The organism is Flavobacterium aciduliphilum, assembly GCF_003268855.1.
In the GTDB taxonomy this organism is placed as follows: domain Bacteria; phylum Bacteroidota; class Bacteroidia; order Flavobacteriales; family Flavobacteriaceae; genus Flavobacterium; species Flavobacterium aciduliphilum.
Genome location: NZ_QLSZ01000003.1, coordinates 169,722 through 189,336, shown reverse-complemented (window position 1 = coordinate 189,336; position 19,615 = coordinate 169,722). Strand labels below are relative to the sequence as shown.

17 protein-coding genes and 1 tRNA gene are annotated in these 19,615 nt (G+C 31.3%); 10 read left to right on the top strand and 8 right to left on the bottom strand.

The genetic code is table 11. The features are described from left to right. Positions 1-13 precede the first annotated feature (13 nt). The 3 genes from CLV55_RS05150 to CLV55_RS05140 form a co-directional block, all read right to left on the bottom strand. A complete protein-coding gene (locus CLV55_RS05150) occupies positions 14-880 on the bottom strand; it encodes a nucleoside phosphorylase (RefSeq protein ID WP_112112685.1) in 867 nt (288 codons plus the stop codon). A 57-nt stretch (positions 881-937) separates the two neighbouring features. Continuing rightward, positions 938-1,270: a translation initiation factor gene (locus CLV55_RS05145; protein WP_112112684.1), complete on the bottom strand. Its 333-nt coding sequence runs from the start codon at positions 1,268-1,270 to the stop codon at positions 938-940. A 146-nt stretch (positions 1,271-1,416) separates the two neighbouring features. After that, complete coding sequence (locus CLV55_RS05140; RefSeq protein ID WP_112112683.1) at positions 1,417-2,370, bottom strand: isopenicillin N synthase family dioxygenase; 954 nt, start codon at positions 2,368-2,370, stop codon at positions 1,417-1,419. Positions 2,371-2,559: 189 nt separating this feature from the next. On the opposite strand from CLV55_RS05140, the gene ccsA reads away from it, so the two are divergent. The 8 genes from ccsA (at position 2,560) to CLV55_RS05095 (ending at position 10,452) form a co-directional block, all read left to right on the top strand. Continuing rightward, positions 2,560-5,700, top strand: a complete 3,141-nt coding sequence (gene ccsA / locus CLV55_RS05135) for a cytochrome c biogenesis protein CcsA (RefSeq protein ID WP_170122241.1) — start codon at positions 2,560-2,562, stop codon at positions 5,698-5,700. Positions 5,701-5,704: 4 nt separating this feature from the next. Beyond that, on the top strand, positions 5,705-6,295 hold the full coding sequence (locus tag CLV55_RS05130) for a glutathione peroxidase (protein WP_112112682.1): 591 nt from the start codon (positions 5,705-5,707) through the stop codon (positions 6,293-6,295). Between the two features lie 110 nt (positions 6,296-6,405). Continuing rightward, positions 6,406-6,969 carry a bifunctional pyr operon transcriptional regulator/uracil phosphoribosyltransferase PyrR gene (gene pyrR / locus CLV55_RS05125; RefSeq protein ID WP_112112681.1) on the top strand — a complete coding sequence of 188 codons (564 nt, stop codon included), beginning with the start codon at positions 6,406-6,408 and terminating at the stop codon, positions 6,967-6,969. Further along, positions 6,966-7,892 carry an aspartate carbamoyltransferase catalytic subunit gene (locus tag CLV55_RS05120; protein WP_112112680.1) on the top strand — a complete coding sequence of 309 codons (927 nt, stop codon included), beginning with the start codon at positions 6,966-6,968 and terminating at the stop codon, positions 7,890-7,892. Before pyrR ends, CLV55_RS05120 begins: the two co-directional genes overlap by 4 nt. A gap of 31 nt (positions 7,893-7,923) precedes the next feature. Further along, positions 7,924-8,256, top strand: coding sequence for a ribonuclease Z (locus CLV55_RS05115; protein WP_112112679.1), 333 nt, complete (start codon positions 7,924-7,926; stop codon positions 8,254-8,256). 321 nt (positions 8,257-8,577) lie between these two features. After that, positions 8,578-9,486 carry a ribonuclease Z gene (locus CLV55_RS05105; RefSeq protein WP_112112737.1) on the top strand — a complete coding sequence of 303 codons (909 nt, stop codon included), beginning with the start codon at positions 8,578-8,580 and terminating at the stop codon, positions 9,484-9,486. 24 nt (positions 9,487-9,510) lie between these two features. Further along, complete coding sequence (gene pdxH / locus CLV55_RS05100; protein ID WP_112112677.1) at positions 9,511-10,155, top strand: pyridoxamine 5'-phosphate oxidase; 645 nt, start codon at positions 9,511-9,513, stop codon at positions 10,153-10,155. A gap of 212 nt (positions 10,156-10,367) precedes the next feature. Next, positions 10,368-10,452, top strand: a tRNA-Ser gene (locus CLV55_RS05095). Between the two features lie 148 nt (positions 10,453-10,600). On the opposite strand, the gene CLV55_RS05090 is transcribed toward CLV55_RS05095, so the two are convergent. Further along, positions 10,601-11,242: a DUF6266 family protein gene (locus CLV55_RS05090; RefSeq protein ID WP_112112676.1), complete on the bottom strand. Its 642-nt coding sequence runs from the start codon at positions 11,240-11,242 to the stop codon at positions 10,601-10,603. A 1,138-nt stretch (positions 11,243-12,380) separates the two neighbouring features. Further along, on the bottom strand, positions 12,381-14,174 hold the full coding sequence (locus CLV55_RS05080) for a DUF6119 family protein (RefSeq protein WP_112112674.1): 1,794 nt from the start codon (positions 14,172-14,174) through the stop codon (positions 12,381-12,383). A gap of 140 nt (positions 14,175-14,314) precedes the next feature. Here CLV55_RS05080 and CLV55_RS05075 point away from each other — a divergent pair, with 140 nt between their 5' ends. After that, positions 14,315-14,533 (top strand): helix-turn-helix domain-containing protein, encoded by a 219-nt coding sequence (locus tag CLV55_RS05075; protein WP_112112673.1) that lies wholly within the window; start codon positions 14,315-14,317, stop codon positions 14,531-14,533. A 15-nt stretch (positions 14,534-14,548) separates the two neighbouring features. Beyond that, complete coding sequence (locus tag CLV55_RS05070; RefSeq protein ID WP_112112672.1) at positions 14,549-16,162, top strand: hypothetical protein; 1,614 nt, start codon at positions 14,549-14,551, stop codon at positions 16,160-16,162. On the opposite strand, the gene dcm is transcribed toward CLV55_RS05070, so the two are convergent. Genes dcm through CLV55_RS05055 form a run of 3 tightly spaced genes read right to left on the bottom strand, consistent with a single transcriptional unit; the run spans position 16,142 to position 19,615 of the window. Further along, a complete protein-coding gene (gene dcm, locus CLV55_RS05065; RefSeq protein ID WP_112112671.1) occupies positions 16,142-17,323 on the bottom strand; it encodes a DNA (cytosine-5-)-methyltransferase in 1,182 nt (393 codons plus the stop codon). The genes CLV55_RS05070 and dcm overlap by 21 nt on opposite strands. After that, positions 17,304-19,298, bottom strand: a complete 1,995-nt coding sequence (locus CLV55_RS05060; protein ID WP_112112670.1) for an Eco57I restriction-modification methylase domain-containing protein — start codon at positions 19,296-19,298, stop codon at positions 17,304-17,306. The genes dcm and CLV55_RS05060 overlap by 20 nt, the downstream gene beginning before the upstream one ends. After that, a complete protein-coding gene (locus tag CLV55_RS05055) occupies positions 19,295-19,615 on the bottom strand; it encodes a helix-turn-helix domain-containing protein (RefSeq protein ID WP_112112669.1) in 321 nt (106 codons plus the stop codon). The genes CLV55_RS05060 and CLV55_RS05055 overlap by 4 nt, the downstream gene beginning before the upstream one ends.

The following is a 19,615-nucleotide window of genomic DNA, read 5'->3' as shown; positions in this document are numbered from 1 at the left end:
TTCAATCCTTAATCTATTCTGCCAATTTATCTAAAGCATACTCAATCAAAGCATCAACAGCTTTATAAGGGTCTTCACTGAATGTACCCGTAGCTCTATTGGCAATAATTGCATTTAAAGAAAGGCATTCATGGCCTAATAATTTACCCAACCCATAGATAGCGCCAGTTTCCATTTCCAGATTGGTCATTTTTATCCCATTATATTCAAAGGAGTCCATTTTACTATTTAGTTCAGGATCTTGGATACCCAATCTTAGCACCCTGCCTTGTGGTCCATAAAAACCGCCTGCTGTTCCTGTAAAACCTTTGAAAATTTGATCACTTTCTGTTCTTTTTTCTAAAATTTCACTTCCTTTAATCACATATGGACGCCCTTTTTTAATATCCCATTGGGTTTGAGTAATAAAAGCTTCTTCAATGTCGTTTTCAGATATGTCATCAATCAAATAGGAGCGAAGCATGTTGTCCAACCCAAGACCGTATTGACTCATCACAAAACTATCACATGGAATAGTGGCTTGCAAGGAACCCGAAGTACCAATACGCACGATGTTTAAAGAGGTTAAATTTTCTTTCACAGTACGTGTGGCTAAATCAATATTAACTAAAGCATCTAGTTCATTCATAACAATGTCAATGTTATCTGGACCAATTCCTGTAGACAACACAGTTATTCGTTTTCCTTTATAAATTCCCGTTTGCGTTTTAAATTCTCTTTTTTGTTGCGTAAATTCAATAGAAGAAAAATGCTTTGTTATTTTTTCTACCCTATTTTGATCCCCTACAAAGATGATGTCTTTAGCAATATGTTCCGGTTTTAGGTTTAAGTGATATACACTTCCATCCGGATTTAAAATTAATTCTGATGATGCAATCATGTTTTTTTATTATTTGTGTTAACGTCTCACGTCGTATTTTAACTTCGTATTTCTAAATTATCCTCCCACTCGTTTGGTTTTAAAACCTTTGTCTTGTAATACTTTCATTATTTTATCGCGATAATCCCCCTGTATAATGATTTCTCCGTCTTTAAAACTGCCACCGACGGCAAACGTACTTTTTATTTCTTTAGCTAATAATTTGAAATCTTCGTCGGTTCCTTCATAGCCAGAAATAATCGTAGTTGGTTTACCTTTTCGTTTTTCATATTTACAAATCATAGGTTCTTTTTGAACAAATAATTCATGTGTTTCAGCTACAATTTCTTCTGACTCATGTGAAGGTTCATGGTCGGGAAATAGTTTTTTTAATTGTTCTTGTAAATCCATTTGTATAATTTTTAAGGAAAAACAGATTTAAGAAATCAGAGAAATTTCAATAAATTTATAAATTTCTTAAATCGGAGTTTCAAATAAAAAACCAAAAAAGACATCAAGTAAAAACTCAATGCCTTTTTTATTGAATTTTATTTTTTTTACTTCTTAATCAATCCTAATTCCACCAAACGCTCATTCAGATATTCTCCAGCGGTGATGTCTTCGAATTGTTTAGGATGATGCTCATCAATGCAGTCTGGCAAACAATTCAGTTTCATATCGCTTACTGGATGCATGAAAAAAGGAATAGAATATCTTGAGGTATTCCATAATTCACGTGGCGGATTTACCACTTGGTGAATGGTAGACTTTAATTTGTTGTTGGTATGTCTTGATAACATATCGCCTACATTAATCATTAATTCATCAGATTGTGCCATTGCATCAATCCATTCACCATTATGATTTTGTACTTGTAATCCTTTTCCTTGAGCTCCCATTAATAAAGTAATAAGATTAATGTCACCATGGGCAGCAGCACGTACCGCTCCATCTTTAGGTTCATCAGTAATGGGTGGATAGTGAATTGGACGTAAAATGCTATTTCCATCTTTAATGTAAGGATCAAAATAGAATTCATCCAAACCAATATGTAATGCCAAGGCTCTCAATACATAAATTCCAGTTTTTTCAAGCATTTGATAGGCTTTTTTTCCAACTAAATTGAAATTTGGTAGTTCAGAAACTTCGACATTTTTTGGATACTCATCGGCATATTTTGAGCCCTCGCTCACATATTGTCCGAAATGCCAAAACTCTTTTAAATCTCCTGCAGAACGACCTTTTGCATGTTCTTTTCCGAAAGAAATATACCCTCGTTGTCCTCCAATTTCTGGAATTTCATACTTAGATTTTGTCTCCAAGGGCAATGCAAAGAAGTTTCGAACTTCCGCATATAGGTTTTCCACTAATTGGTCATCTAAAAAATGACCTTTTAACGCTACAAAGCCAATATCTTCGTAGGCTTTTCCGATTTCATTTACAAATTTTTGTTTACGTGCCGGATCATCCGACAGGAAATCACGTAAGTCAACACTAGGAATTTGTTGCATACTAAAAATTATTAATTAATTCAATTAGAAAATTCTAATCATAATGACAAAAGTAGGTAAAAAAATGACACGGATAAACGATAAAGACTTGATTTTTTTATACTTTTAAAGCTTTGTTAATTGCATCAAAGGATAGCAAATATTATTCTTTTTTGATTTACATTTGCAACTCTTATAACAAAACCCGTCATGCAAAAAAATATAGGTTCTATTTTTTATTCTACACGTTTAATGGCCGTCTTGTTCTTATTGTTTGCAACAGCTATGGGAATAGGTACTTTTATTGAGAGCTATTACAATACGGATACCGCTCGATTATGGATTTATAATTCGAAATGGTTTGAAGTAATTATGGTGTTTTTTGTGATTAATTTTGCAGGTAATATTAAAAGATACCAACTGTATCGTAAAGAAAAATGGGCCACTTTATTACTTCATCTTTCTTTTATATTCATTATTGTAGGGGCGGGAATTACACGATACATTAGCTATGAAGGAATGCTTCACATTAGAGAAGGGGAGTCTTCCAACGAAGTCGTTTCGGATAAAAACTTTCTTACAATATTTGTGGATGGTCAATACCATGGCGAATTGAAAAGAAGAGTTTTAGAACAACCCTTACTATTATCTGAAGCCACGTATTGGCCTTTTGCTTCGAATTCATTTTCTATAGAGGAACGCTTTGATAAAACTCCTTTTACTATAGAATACAAGGATTTTGCAATGGATGTAAAAGAACAAATCGAACCATCCAATTCGGGGCAATTTTATCTTAAATTAGTTGAAGCTGGCAGCGGATCAAGACAAGAACATTACCTTAAAGCTGGTGAAGTTCAAAACATTCACAATTTGTTATTTGCTTTAAACAAACCTACTCCAGGAGCCATCAACATCACAACTGATGGTACAACCACTACAGTTTCTGCGCCTTTTGAAGGCAATTTTATGCGTATGATTGATAAATTTCAAGGAAAACTTCTAAAAGACATCAATCAGCCGCTACAATTTCGTTCCTTGTATAATGTAGGTAATGCACAATTTGTGTTTCCCGAACAGCCTATGAAAGGAGTGAAAAAAATGGTGTCTAGTGGAAATTACAAAGCCAAAAAAGGGGATGATGCGCTTACAGTTTTAGTCTCGGCTGAAGGACACAGTAAAGAAGTCACTCTAATAGGATCTAAAGGTAAAATAGGGCAACCAGTCACTTTAAAATTAGGTAACCTAGAATTTACGTTGTCGTTTGGAAGTAAAGTATATTCCTTACCTTTTGCTATCCAGTTGAATGATTTTATTGCAGATAAGTATCCAGGAACAGATAAAAGTTACTCTTCTTACAAAAGTAAAGTTACTGTAAATGATGGGAAAGATCGTTTTAATGCGGATATTTTTATGAATCACATTCTTGATTACAAAGGGTATCGTTTCTTTCAATCGTCTTTTGACCCAGATGAAAGGGGAACCATCCTTTCTGTGAATCATGATTATTGGGGTACTTTGATTACATATATAGGGTATTTTTTATTGTTTTTTGCTATGTTAGCTATCCTTTTTGTAAAACATACACGTTTTGCTGATTTGAAACGAAAACTGGAAGATATCAAACAAAAAAAGACACAATTACTAACTATTTTATTTTTAATTACAGCTTTAAATAATTACGCACAAACACTTAATAGTCATAATTCTAAAATTAATTATTTAGATTCTATTTTAAAATACAAAGTACCTGAACAACAAGCTGAAAAATTTGGCCGTTTGGTGATTCAAGATGTAAATGGTAGAATGTATCCTATCAATACTTTTTCTTCTGAATTGTTGCGAAAAGTGAGTAAAAGTGATACCTACAACGGTATGAATTCTGATCAAGTTTTGCTTTCAATGACCCAGTTTCCAACCGCTTGGTTTGAACTTCCGTTAATATATTTGAAAAAAGGAAACGACAGTATTCGAAAAATTATAGGTGTCAAAGAAGAAGATAAATACATCACATTCAGGAGTTTCTTTGATAAAAAAGGAAATTATAAATTAGGCCCTTACCTCGACGAGGCTTATAAAACAACCAATCCCGATCAATTCCAAAAAGATTTTATCGAAGCTGATAAGAAAATCAATTTATTGAATTCGGCTCTAAGTGGTACGATTTTGAGAATTTTTCCAATTCCAAAAGATAAAAACAATAAGTGGGTCTCATTTTTAGAGATTGGTGAAAAAACAGGCACTGATTTGGATCAAATTAAAAATGCACTTCCTTTCTATTTAGATGCGTTGGCGAAAGCCTCTACCTCCAAAAATTATACTATGGCGAATACCATGATTTTAGGATTGGAAAATTTTCAGAAGAAGTATGGTCTAGCAGTCAGACCTACTGAAAAACAAATTACCTCTGAAATCATGTTGAATAAATACGATGTGTTTCGAAATTTATTTTGGCTTTATATGCTTGCGGGAAGTATCATGTTGATTCTAGCGATACTCGGTATCTTTTTTAATACAAAACCAATTCGAGTTGCTATTACCAGTTTTCATATTTTTATAGGATTTTTGTTTGCTTTACATACATTAGGACTCATCGCTAGATGGTATGTTTCTGGACATGCACCATGGAGTAATGCTTATGAAAGTATGATTTATGTAGCTTGGGCAACCATGTTTTTTACTTTGGCTTTTGACAGAAAATCTAAATTAACAATCGCTTCAGGAACCTTTGTGGCTTCTATGATTTTGATGGTAGCCCATTTAAGTTGGATGGATCCTGATATAGCTAATTTACAACCTGTTCTTAACTCATATTGGTTAATGATTCATGTGGCAGTAATTGTGGCCAGTTATGGTCCGTTTACTTTGGGAATGATATTAGGACTTGTTTCTTTAATTTTAATGCTTTTTGTGAGAGAAAAGAACAAGAATCTTATGAGTTTGCACATTAAAGAAATTACTTATATCAATGAAATGGCTTTGACTATTGGTTTGGTTATGCTCACTATAGGAAACTTTTTAGGTGGGCAATGGGCCAATGAAAGTTGGGGACGCTATTGGGGTTGGGATCCCAAAGAGACATGGGCATTGATTAGTATTATGGTCTATGCTTTTGTAATTCATGCGCGTTTTGTACCCTCCTTACGTGGATTGTTTGCGTTTAATTTTATGAGTGTTTTAGCCTATGCATCGATATTGATGACCTACTTTGGAGTTAATTTTCATTTGACAGGAATGCATTCTTATGCCACGGGCGAAAAACAAAATGTGACCATATACATGTATATTTTGGTGACATTCTTAACGTTTTCATCTATAGTATATTGGCATTATAAAAAACATTTTAAAAAATAAAGTGATGAAAAAACTATTATCTTACTTATCAGTGCTAACGATTTTGATTTTTAGTAACTGTCAAGGGCAGCAAAACGTTACAACTGCTGTGAAAACATCAAAAACGGAATCTATGAAACAAAACATTTACCAATTCAAAGTACAAGATTTATCGGGAAATTCATTTGATTTTGTCTCCCTGAAAGGCAAAAAAATACTCGTCGTAAACACAGCATCTAAATGTGGCTTAACACCCCAATACAAAGACTTAGAAGCACTTTATAAAAAATATAAAGATAAAAATTTCTGCATTGTAGGATTTCCTGCCAATAATTTTGCTGCTCAAGAACCAGGTACCAATGAAGAAATCAGTACTTTTTGTCAGAAGAATTACGGTGTTACTTTCCCAATGATGGCAAAGGTTTCAGTAAAAGGTAGTGATATGTGTGAAGTCTATAAATTTTTAACTGAAAAATCAAAAAACGGATTGCAAGACAGTGAAGTAGAGTGGAATTTTCAAAAATACCTTATCAATGAAAAAGGGGAATTAGAACACGTGATTGCTCCGAGAGTACTTCCTACAGATGCCTCAATTACAACTTGGATTGAGAAGTAATTCAAAAATTAACGAATGATAAAAATCCCTTTACAATCTTGTAGAGGGATTTTTTGTTTTAACATCCAAATAAATTGTATATATTTACACACCAAACAGCACACTTCATCATGAGTCAAAAATTATTACTCACCGCAAAAGAAGTTTCTATCATTCTTCATCGTTTGGCATGTCAATTGGTCGAAAACCATCTTGATTTTTCAGATACAATTTTAATAGGATTGCAACCCAGAGGTCGATTTTTAGCTCAGCGTATCAAACATATTTTAACACATACATATCACATTCCAAATGTTCAATTGGGATTTTTGGATAGTACTTTCTTTAGAGATGATTTTAGAAGAGGAGAAAAAACTTTAGAAGCCAATAAGACCCAAATTGACTTTTTAGTTGAAAATAAAAAAGTAGTTTTTATTGACGACGTTTTGTTTACTGGTAGAAGCATTAATGCGGCTCTAACGGCTATTCAATCGTTTGGGCGTCCTACAGAAATTGAATTGTTAACCCTCATTGATAGAAGATTCAGTCGTCATTTGCCCATTCAACCCGATTATTGCGGAAGACAAGTAGATGCCATTAATAATGAAAAAGTAATAGTACATTGGGCTGAAAATGGAATGGAGGATGGTGTTTATTTAATTTCAAATAACGACTCACAAAGCAAGGTATCATGAAAACACTAAGCGTTTCCCATTTATTAGGAATTAAATATCTATCCAAAGACGATATAGACTTAATTTTTGAGACAGCTGAACATTTTAAAGAAGTCATCAATCGTCCCATAAAAAAAGTTCCCTCGTTGCGGGATGTTACTATTGCCAACATATTTTTTGAGAACAGCACTCGAACAAGAATCTCATTTGAACTTGCGCAAAAAAGATTGTCCGCAGATGTAATTAGTTTTTCGGCAGCACAATCCTCCGTAAAAAAAGGGGAGACTTTGCTAGATACTGTAAATAATATACTAGCTATGAAAGTAGATATGGTTGTGATGCGACATTCTAGTCCAGGAGCGGCACATTTTTTAGCCAAAAATGTTAAGGCTTGCATTATTAATGCTGGTGATGGAGCACACGAACATCCTACACAAGCTTTGTTGGATAGTTTTACCATCCGGGAGAAATTGGGCGATGTCCATGGGAAAAAAATTGTTATAGTTGGTGATATTCTACATTCAAGAGTAGCCTTGTCTAATATTTATGCGCTTACCATGCAAGGCGCTATTGTAAAAGTGTGTGGACCCAAAACGTTGATACCAAAATATATTGAATCTTTAGGAGTTACGGTAGAGCCCAATTTGACAAAAGCCCTTAACTGGTGTGATGTAGCTAATGTTTTACGAGTACAAAACGAGAGAATGGAAGTGAATTATTTTCCGTCCACACGTGAATATGTGCAACAATTTGGATTGAACCAAACACTATTGGATTCCTTAGATAAAGAGATTGTTATTTTACATCCAGGACCAATAAATAGGGGAGTGGAGCTCACAACAGAAGTGGCAGACTCTCCTCATTCCTTAATTTTAGATCAAGTTGAAAATGGCGTAGCCATTCGAATGGCAATAATTTATCTATTGGCTTCAAAAATTAAATAAAATTGGTTACTTTTAGCAAAATAAATTTAAGATGAAAGTTGAAGAAAAAGGGCATACCATAACGATTAGGGATACACAAGGCAATCTTGATTCATTTATTGAAAAAGTTAAAAATGAGCATGGTACTTTCAAAAATCACAATTTGATATTGGATATATCGCACCATAAAGACCTAACGAATGATTCAATACGAAGGTTTGAAGAAGTGTCTAATAAACATGGTAAAGGAAAAAAATCCTTTGTAGTTGTTGCTGATGGCATTGACTTTAACGCAGTTCCCAACCGTTTAACTGTGGTTCCTTCTTTACAAGAAGCGCATGATATCATTGAAATGGAAGAAATTGAACGTGATTTAGGTTTTTAAGTATGAAAATAAATAACAAAACTATAATTTACAGCTATGCCTTGGGTTTATTTGTTTTAACTTATTTGTTTGTAAGTAAGTTGATTAGCGGATTTAAAAACAAGGACTATGATTATTTAAGATTAGCAATAAACTTAGGATTAATCATCTATATTATCATTAAAGTAATAAAATTGGGGCGCTTAGAAAATGATAAGAAAGAGTAGCTTTTAGGAGGAGCACTTTATATATTTATTAAGGATTAGTTTGAATCTCATTCATCTAAAATCATGTCAAGGTCAAAAATATTTAGTGAATCACCCATAATTCATTAGGGTTATGATGAAGTTAACCATTTTAGGGTGCTATGCAGCAACACCCAGAACCCTTTCAAATCCCACATCTCAATTGTTAGAAATCAAAAATCATACATTTCTTATTGATTGTGCAGAGGGAACTCAAGTCCAATTGCGAAAACAAAAAATTAAATTCACTAAAATTAATCATGTCTTTATTTCGCATTTACATGGGGATCATTTTTACGGATTGATTGGATTGATTTCTACGTTTATGTTATTCAATAGAGTCAACGATTTACATGTATACGGACCAAAAGGAATTAAAGAAATCATTTTGCTACAATTAAGGGCATCAGGTTCTTTTACAGGGTATTCGCTTTGTTTTCACGAATTAGAAACCACACAATCCCAAATCATTTTTGAAGACGAACATGTGGAAGTTCATACCATTCCATTAAAACATCGAGTGTATACAAATGGGTTTTTATTTGTTGAAAAAAACAACGAACGAAGACTGAATTTAGATGCCATTCAAAATCACAATATTGATAAAGTTTATTACAATAAAATTAAATATGGCGGTACTATAACCTTAGATAATGGTACTGTAATTCCTAATAGAGAACTTACGTTTGACCCACCTAAAGGATTGCGATACGCTTATTGCAGCGACACTATGTATGAGGAATCAATTATTCCATTAATACAAGAAGTCGATTGTTTGTATCATGAAAGTACTTTTTTGGAATCTGAAGCCCATTTGTTGGAACGAACTATGCATGCTACAGCCAAGCAAGCTGCTACTATTGCATCAAAAGCGCAAGTCAAGCAATTAGTTCTGGGACATTACTCGACTCGATATCCTTCTATTGAGTTGTTCAAACAAGAAGCTCAAACCGTATTTGAAGAGGTTATACTCGCTGATGATGGCAAGATAATCGAAATTAATTAAGCATATTTTCAAAAGTAAACGACTATGGAAGATTTAGGAAATTACAGAAAATCGTATGAAAAAAGTGCCTTGATGGAAACTCATATTCCTGAAGATCCAATCAACTTATTTCATAAGTGGTTTTATGAAACTGAAGAGTTTGGAGGTGTTGATGAAGTAAACGCGATGATGGTTTCGACTATTGGGCTTGATGGGTTCCCAAAATCAAGGGTTGTACTACTTAAAAAATTCAATGAAGAAGGCTTTATATTTTTTACAAACTATAACTCAGAAAAAGGAAAAGCTTTGACACAAAATCCAAAAGTATGTCTATCCTTCTTTTGGCCAATTATGGAGCGACAAGTTATTATTAAAGGAATTGCTGAAAAGACCTCAGACCTCATTTCTGATAATTATTTTGATTCAAGACCTTTAGGAAGTAAGCTTGGAGCTATTGTTTCGCCACAAAGCGAAGTGATTCCAAACAGAGATTTTTTAGAAGAAAATTTAAAAAAGTTAGAAACAGAATATCAACATAAAGAAATACAAAGACCTAAACATTGGGGAGGATATTTAGTCAGACCCATTGAGGTTGAGTTTTGGCAAGGACGCCCCAATCGTTTACATGATCGCATACGATATCAATTACAAGAAGATTTTTGCTGGAAAATCGAACGATTATCCTCTTAAAAAAAAGAGGTGATATCTTTTCGAAAGCGTTTAACTACAAATAAAATTTCTAATTGTAAAAAAATAATTTAAAAGAATAATTGTAATTAAAAGAGAATGAAACATTTAGTTTTTTAATAGGAAAATATTCAAGATTTTCTTTCAAAACTATTTGGAAAACAAAAAAAGGTTGCTATATTTGCACCGCAATACAGCAGTTTTGCTCGTTTATTGGAGAAATGGCAGAGTGGTCGATTGCGGCAGTCTTGAAAACTGTTGACTGTAACAGGTCCGGGGGTTCGAATCCCTCTTTCTCCGCTGAATTAAAACCCTAACGATTGATTATCAATTAGTTAGGGTTTTTTTATTTGCTAAATATCCCCACATAATCCCCACAATCATTATATTTTGAACATAAAAAAACCACCCTTTTACAGGTGGTTCTTGGAATAAGTATCTATTAATTTTATGAAGCCGTACCAGAGCCGATATAGATACTATTTGATAATTGTGTTTCTTCTGCGTTCATAAACGAAATAAACATCTGTAATTCATCTCCAGCATAACTATTAGGTATATTTACCGTTTGAGATAAATCTGCCCTTGTAGCTCCTTCTGTTAAGTAAACACTTTCTCCTTTTAAAGGATTGTAAGCAACTACCATAACTTTGTCTGTTGCCAAAGCATTTCCATCTGTTGAATTATCATCCCAACTAAACTGAACTTGTCCAGGTGTTGTTAAATCAAATACTGGGTTTAATGCTCCTGCAAGATTTCCTCTTGACAACAACGCTAAAGAATAATCAATTTCAAAATCAGGAGAAACTCCGATAATTGCATTATTCAGAATGAACGACATCGCACTATTAAACTGCGACTTCTTAACAGCATAATTTTTATAACCAATCTTAACGAAATTTAAGTTAGGTTGTAAAAACCTCAACACTAAAGCAAATTTTGTTCTTTGATTTACTTGCAATAGCGTTCTCGGATTGGCTACACTTTGAGGTTTAGCTCTAATGTAATCAATTCCTTTCCATCTTGAACCAACAACGTTGGCTACCTTACCCGATACTCCTCCAAGAATACCTCTACCAATTTTACCCATTTTTATATGATTTTAAGATTAAAAATTCAATTTTGTGGACTTGGTACGGCTTTGGTATTGATTTTAACTACAACAAATTTATTATTTAAGTATGATTTAGTTTTTAATTGAAACTATATTGTTAAATTTTGTTTCTAATTAGCACTTATTGTTTGTTATTGAATTTCATTTTTAAAATAATCGTTTGTTTATCAGAAAAAAAATCCAAGTATGCCTAAACTTTCCATTCAAAAACCAACATTCGGATAAGACTTCAATTTGAGCTGTTTTTTTTGAAAGAATGCTTATCGGAAATGTTCTTTTGAAGTCGGGTTTTGTGGCATTCTTTCAAAAAAAATTGCATCCATAGGGGTTTGGGGAAATGGAAGATTTCCCCAACTGAACTTACCGAGTGCGTTGGCAGTAGCGAAACAAGGGTATCGTTTTTTATTTGCTCATCGGGATTTTTCTGATTGCTTTTATTGTTGGCTTGATACTTCATAATTTGTTTTGGAAAAAAGGTTTTTTATTTAATTGATTTCGTTCTTGGAAGGATTTAGCATCAAGACAGCTTAAAAGCAATTTACTACTATCGTTCTGGCAAATAAAAAACGATACTCTTGTGGGCAATTTGATTTTTGAGGATGCCTAACTGTTCTTTTGAAATGAAGAGTTTCTATTTACTGGAAAACGTTGTTCAGATACGATATGGCATCTTCAAAAAACAATGAAAACTCTGTTCCTATTTCGGGTGGGTGCGTTGGCTGTGGCGGCTATTTTACATAATAAGCTTATAGTTTCTGTGTGGCTGGGGTTCAGCCATACTGAACTATAATGGCTTATTATGTAACATAGCTTGGGAGTGGTTTTGGCTTTCGAGCGTTGGGAAACAGCTCTTTACTTTTTTTATTAAACAAAAAAAACAATAATAAAATCTAATAAAAAAAGTAATGTGCTGTTATTGCGTTGGGAAAAGCCAAAACCACAGGAGCGTTGGCAGAGCGTTGGCTTGGGCGGGTGCAAAAAGGTCAGCGATAGCGTTCCTATTTTTTTATTATTGTCATTAACGAAATGAAGCAAACAAAGATGTGAGTTTAGGAATACTTGGACTAAACGAGGATTTTGTGCAGATGAATGAGGTAATGGCTATAATTTCGATTTATAGTTTTTCGATTTCAACAATCTTTATTGGAAAAGTCAACATATTCATTTCTCTAACACATTGAATTAATGAGTATTTTGCAATGTTTGACTGAACTTTATTAACATTATTTTTTATTTGTGGCACTTTTTTTAATTCTGATTTAAATGCCATAACGAATTGAATGTTTTTTCCACCTGTTTTAAATTTAGCTTTAAAACTATCTTTGTCGATAAGCTTATCTAAATTTACATCTTTACTGTTGTAAGCATCAATTATTGAAACAATAAAATCTTCACTACCAGAGTTTCTTTCATTCATAAATCTACTTGCTGATATTTGAATTTGGTTACTTAAATCCCTAATCTTTGCATCAAATCCATTTTTAACGTGAATAAAATATATTGTATTCTCATCTTCATACATAATATCACATAATTCAATATTCTGACCTATTGCCTTGTCTAAAACCCAATAGTTATTTTGCAAATGATATTTTCTGTTATAGGCATCTTCATCTTCAGTATCATCCCACTTTTCTGTTATTATTCCAGAATTTAAATAATTATTATCAATCATTCTTGAACATATTTCATTTATTGTATTTGTGAAATTATTCTCGACTTTAAACCATTTTGCATCAATTTGAAAGATTGGTCTATTTTCAACATTAATTTCACAAACAATATGATCTAAAAACATTGCGTGAGTTATATCGTCTTTTTTTCGCATTCCGTATAAATGCAAACCAGAAATTACTTTTTTAAATTCGATTAAATTTAAGTTTTCTAAACTTTCATAAACTAATTTCAATCCATCATAATATAAACTTTTCCTGTTTTGAAAATGATGACCTTTACGTGTTCCTTTAAATTTAAATATATAAAATTCAGCTTCATAAAACTCTTGTATTTTTGAAGGATGTACGAATTCAATATCTAATTTTTTAGGTGCTTGACCTCTTGCCGGAGAGTATAAATCCATCATATTTTCGTACAACTGCAATAAAAGTTCTTCTCTGTAAATACTTGAAATAACGCCTTTATCCTTAACCTCAACAAAAGATGTTAGAGATTTTTTAGTTTCCGATTTAGAAATTTCATTTATTTTTTTAAAAAGTAGATGTAAAGATTTAAAAGGTATTCTATGTTTTATGTTAAAATATGAACCAATTTCGATAGTAGTAATTCTATTTTCAAATTCAATAAAGTCAAAAACACTATCTTTTATTTCTTGCTTTAATACAATGTTTATTTTTGAGGGAATATTTGTAAAATTTAAAATATCAACCAGTTTTAAACCATCTTTAAAAATATCTTTCCTTTTCGTTAGTTTACCCGAAATTCCTCTTGTTTCAATTGAAATTACATCTTCATTCAAATCTGTGATAAATTCAAAAAAATCTAATCCAAATCTATGATTTTGAAAACGAATAATAACTCTACTACCGCCACCACCAACTATTGCATAAATATTATCTTCTATACTTGCAAACATTGCAAATGAAAGTTGCTGAACTTTAAATACTAAATTATTTGATAAACTTTCTGGTATAAATTTTTTCCAAAACGCATCCTTTTCCTCCTCATTATAGACATAAGTAAAATAATCTACCTCATCTATTAGTACTGGAACAATCTTCTTATTATAATTCTCAATATCCTTTACTTTTATTCGATGCTCATTGACGATATAATTAATGATTTGCTCATTGTTTTTTAGGTTATGCTTTTTAAATTCATAAAATGATTTATCTATTTGAAATATCTTGATTTCATATTCAGCATTTTCAGAGTTATTAATTACTTCCATAAAATCTCATTATTTATATCATTCGTTAAATATATAAAATATATAATCATTTACTGATTGAACAAAACAAATATGCTAATTATAGTATGTAGTTTATAAACTATTGATTATTTAGATTTGTGCATACTAAAATTAGCAAAATGAATAAATCAGATATTTTAGAAAAGTTTGGAGAGAAAATAAAAGAGTATAGAAAACAAAAAGGTTTTTCTCAAGAACAATTAGCAGAAAAAGCAAATCTACATAGAACTTATATTGGTATGATTGAACGTGCAGAAAAAAACATCACTTTACTAAATATAGAGAAAATTGCAAATGCTTTAGATGTAAAAATAACTGATTTAATTAATCAACAATAACCAAACGAATATTTTATGAGAAAAGAAATACTAATCACAAACTATTATCCTGAAAAGTTAAAAGAAGCCAGAGAATTGTCAGGATTATCAATAGAGGATGTTGAAAACGAAGGTTTAGTTGATGCAGAACAGTTAAGTTTATTTGAAACTGACAACCCAATAACACCTATTGATATTTTTCTTTTAGGACTTTTATTAAATCTTTATGAAGATAAAGCAATTGAAAATGGAAAGGACAAACTTGATATTAGTTTAACTTCTGACATTATGTATCCTCATCCAAATGGATTGCAATACCAAAAAGATATTGTAAATAGTAATAATTTTAAAGGATTCCCTTATACAACTAATGCTCAAGGAAATATTAATTGGATGACAACTATAAAAACACCTCAAGGAAAAGCACGAATGGAATTTTGGCAAGAAAAATTAATTTCATTTAATTTAGAAGCAACAAACGTTATGGAGGCAGGTTTTCGTCAAAAAGTGGCATTTCTAAATCATCCTACTAAACAGCACGTTTGCCTTTTCACGGGACAAACTTTATTTATAGATTACCGTTATCCTGCACCCAGCAGAATAGATTTAATAAATAAAAGCTACGATGAGGCCTTTAAATATTATGATTTAGATATTTTACAGTTAGCTTCGGTTCTATATGAAATAGATGAATGTAAGTTATTCTGTGAAGTTTTTAATATTTCAATTGATTTTAAAGAATTACCTGAATTGATTGATTATCTGCAAGAAGAGTATATTAATAAAGAAAAAAGAGGATATGTTTCACCAGGAGTTATGAGTAACTCTCCTGACCGTTTAGATGGATTTCATTCCTACAATTCTGATGTAAGAGATGTTTGTGATACAGGCAGAAGAAAGGAAAATCTTAGAAGATATACTCAAGATAGAAGAGTTTATGAAAAATGGTCTGATGGAGATTGGAAAATGGCAGATAGATTATATGCTGAGTTTGTTAAAAATGGAGTTAGCCCCGATCATATTGGTCCAATGTCATTAGGTTTTGCTCATAGACCTAAGTTTCATCCAATGACATCAAAGGAAAATAGCTCTAAAGGTAATAGAATGACATTGAATGATGTCAAAGTATTAATTGCTGACGAAGATAAAGGAGAAACCGTAGTTTCTTGGCATTCAAAATTCATTTGGGATAAATTAAAAAACAAGGTCAAAGTTGATGAAGATGCATTACTACTTAGTTCTTTAATGAGAAAAAATTTGCATCACGTATTAATACTTTTATCAATCATATATGAGAAAGGGCATCAAAAGTTCCTTGAAGGTTATTTAAATCCAGAGTATTCATTTTATGATTATAAATTTGAAGGATTTAACCCAATGACAGGTGAGTATAAAAATGTAATTAGAAAAGAGGTAACAGGGAAAAATCAACAAAACAATGTAGAAAGATATTTCCGGATTGCTTTTGATACTTTAGTAGAATATATGACTAAAGAAAATCGTAAGGGAAAAATATGGAATAGTGAGGAAATTGATAAGGAAATTGAATTGATTTTAGAGCCTTTAGCTTCAAAAAAATATGATGAAGCTAAAGACCAACTAAATAAAATATTAAGTTTATTGGCAGATTTAGCAGCAAGTAACTGGTAGCATCAATTTACAATTTTCATAAAATGTTTTAAAGTCAATTTCATTCATCATTAGTTTTTCATAATCGGAAGTTGCTTCATAATCAATATTCGTTTCAAAATCACCACTATCAGTTTTTAATTCAGGTAATCCAGCGATTGCCTGTTTTACTGTTATTGGGTTTGGTAAATTATCATCAGTACTCGAAAATAATATTTTAGGAGATTTTATTTCTTGTTTTACCAAAGAACCAACAATTATAACTCTTTTACGTTTTTGAGGCACTCCAAATTCTTCTGCATTTAATTTGAAAGGTTTGTTTACGTGGTAACCAATCTCTTCAAAAGATGCAATGATTTCTTTAATTGCTTCTCCATTTCTCATACTCAAAATACCTGTAACATTTTCCATTACAAATATTTCAGGTTTTATTTTATCTACTAATTCTACAAATTCTTTAAATAGTTGATTACGCTTATCTTCTGGATTTCTCCAACCAGCACTTGAAAAACCTTGACAAGGAGGACCACCAATTACAACGCCTACTTTATCATATCCATTTGTTGAAGCAATTATCTTTTCTTTTATTTCTGGTGATGTTACATCTCCCAAAATTAAATTATTACCATTATCAAAATGAGAATGATTTTGTTTATAGGTTTCAAAATAATTTTTCTCAATCTCATTAGCTGAAATTAGTTCAAAATCTTCCATAAGAAAACCCTCTGACATACCACCTGCTCCTGAAAACAAATCAACAAAGGTTTTATTTTGAAGAAATGGTTTAATTGTTTCTGCTATTGCTCTTGCTAATAATGGAGGAACTGCATTTCCAATCTGTTTATATTGAGCTGATTTACTGCTATGAAAAACATAACTATCTTTAAACGATTGTAATCTTGCACCTTCTCTTATTGATATTATTCGATCTTGTGACGGATGTAAATTGCAACCATTACCTAATCGATTAAAATAGGTTGTAATAGTATAACTTGGTTTATTGTTGTCCAATCTGCCATAGTATGTTGTTCTTCCTCCTGAACGTCTAATTTGCTCTAACCTTTGGGAAGGAATATGTACAGGAATACTTTGCCAATTGCCTCCCTCTGGAATATGTTTAGCCATTTCCCATTCTAAATCACTCAATCTTGGTGCAATATGATTATATAATTTCTTGCTCATATACTGGCTTTAATTTCTTTGTTATTTTAGTTCCTGTTAAATATTCAGTTTCGATTTTTGTAAGTCCGTAAAGTTGACAAATGTAATTGTCTATTTCTGATTGATTTGATACTAAATCTTCAATATCAAAATTATCTAAATCAACAATTGGTAATTCATCTAATTCATAATTATTAATATGGTTATTGCTACTTGTAATTTTAAAACGCCAATTTAATAAACTACTATTTAGAATATAGTTTAATTTTTGAAGGTCATTCTCATTTCTTGTTGAAACAATGTAATTACAAGAATTTCCAAGAATATCTGTTTTTTCACTTAAAACAAATTTTAATCTTTTATGACTATCAACATTAGAAATCTGCTGACATATTAACCTTTCTTTATTAAAGTCATTATTCTTGTACTCAATTGATTTTTTTGCTAAAAAGCTATCAATTTCAACATACTCACCATTTTTATCTACAACTCCATTTTCTGAAATCATATTTCCTCTAACTAAACGCCAACCAGTATTATCTTTTGTGATGCTTGATTTAAAAAGGGTTAAATCTAATTCTCCTCTACGGTTTCTTATAAATGGAATTTCATTAATCTTTTTATGTTTTGAAATTTTAGACAAAATTGACCAACCTACTTTGTCAATCAATGGAATTTCAAGATTTGTTGGAAAAATATTTCTTATGGTTTCAATATTAATATCAAATTTAGAATTGTCAATTTCAATATTAATATTGTTCGTTACTCCAGATTTTTGAATATAAAATATTACTGTTGATTGAGATACGTTTTCGAATAGTTTTGCTGCTTCTGGATAATAACGAATAAAATGCAATTTGTGGTTTGTTACTATGTGCTTACGAAGTTTAGCAGAGGTCAAATCTCCAAAAATAGATGACGGACAAATAATTCCTATTTGACCTTTAACTTTAGTAATTCTAATAATCATTTCTATTGAAAGTTGATAGTAATTCAACATTCCTTCAATTGAGTAACTATAAAAACCTGATGTCCTAAAAAATGTTATTTCATTTTGAATTCTATTCTGAAGATTTAAAAAATATCCATTTAGTTTCTTTTCATCCTCCTTTTTATTAGCCTTTAGCAAACAGTATGGTGGATTAGAGAAAACCACATCAAAACCTCCTTTAGATAATGCTTTTTCAAAATCAGTAGAAAGATTAAAGTTATTATTATCATCCTGTAACAAATTAACTTTAGGTACTAATGCGTTTCTATTTAGAATATTAATTTTTAACGCATTTATAATTCTTGGATTTAATTTTTTGAAATATGAGATTACCTTTATTCTTAAAACAGCCAATGCCATTTCATCAATATCAATAGCAAATAAATTATCACAAATTATTTTTTCGAATGTTAAGTAGTACTTTTTGTTAAGTGTTTCTAAAGCTTCAAAATAAAACCTACCCGTACCACTTGCAAAATCTAAACAAGTAATCTTTTGAGGTTTTACATTTTCATTAATTGCATTAGAGATACAATTATCTACTATTTCACTTGTAATTTGTTTAAGTGTATATACAGCTCCTGTTTCTCGTAAATGATGTTTAGATTTTTTTCGATTGAGTTTACCGTTATTAATTGAAAACTCTGAATTCAAAAAAGCAATGTGTAATTCTTCAACAATTTCAGGAACTAAATCAATATAACGATGAGTAAACTCATTAATTTCCTCAATTATATCAAAATCAAAAACATCATTAAGTGCAGTGTAATGATCTAAATGTTTTTCATTTATATAAATTGTAATTAGAGAATTTATAAGTCGCTTATGAATTTTATAAGCTACATTTATTTCATTAGTTAATAATAGATTTGCATTAACCAAATGTATTTCTGCTTGAGATGTTGCGTTTAATTCCTCACTTTTTGAGAAAAAATCATTTTGAATTTGCAACGTAATAAGTTGCTCTTCCTTTGTTAGCAAGTAATTTAAAACGTTCGCAATCATTTTTTCTTATTTGTTATAGTTCTTTGATATTGGATTTTAGCTTCTGCAACTTGCAATATTTTTGAAAATGAATTCTCGTCTTGAATTTCATAAAAAACTATATCACTATAAAACGAAATAAGTAATTCGTCTTTGTCAACATTAAAGATTTTTGAAACTTCTTCAATCATCTTGATATTCGGTTTCCTTTCATCTCTTTCAATTTTACTCAAAGTTGATTGGTCAACATCAAGTAAAGCCGCCAATTTTCTCAATGGCATATCAGCTCCTTCACGCAAGTTTCTGATTTTAACTCCAATACTTTCCAAATTTTGCAT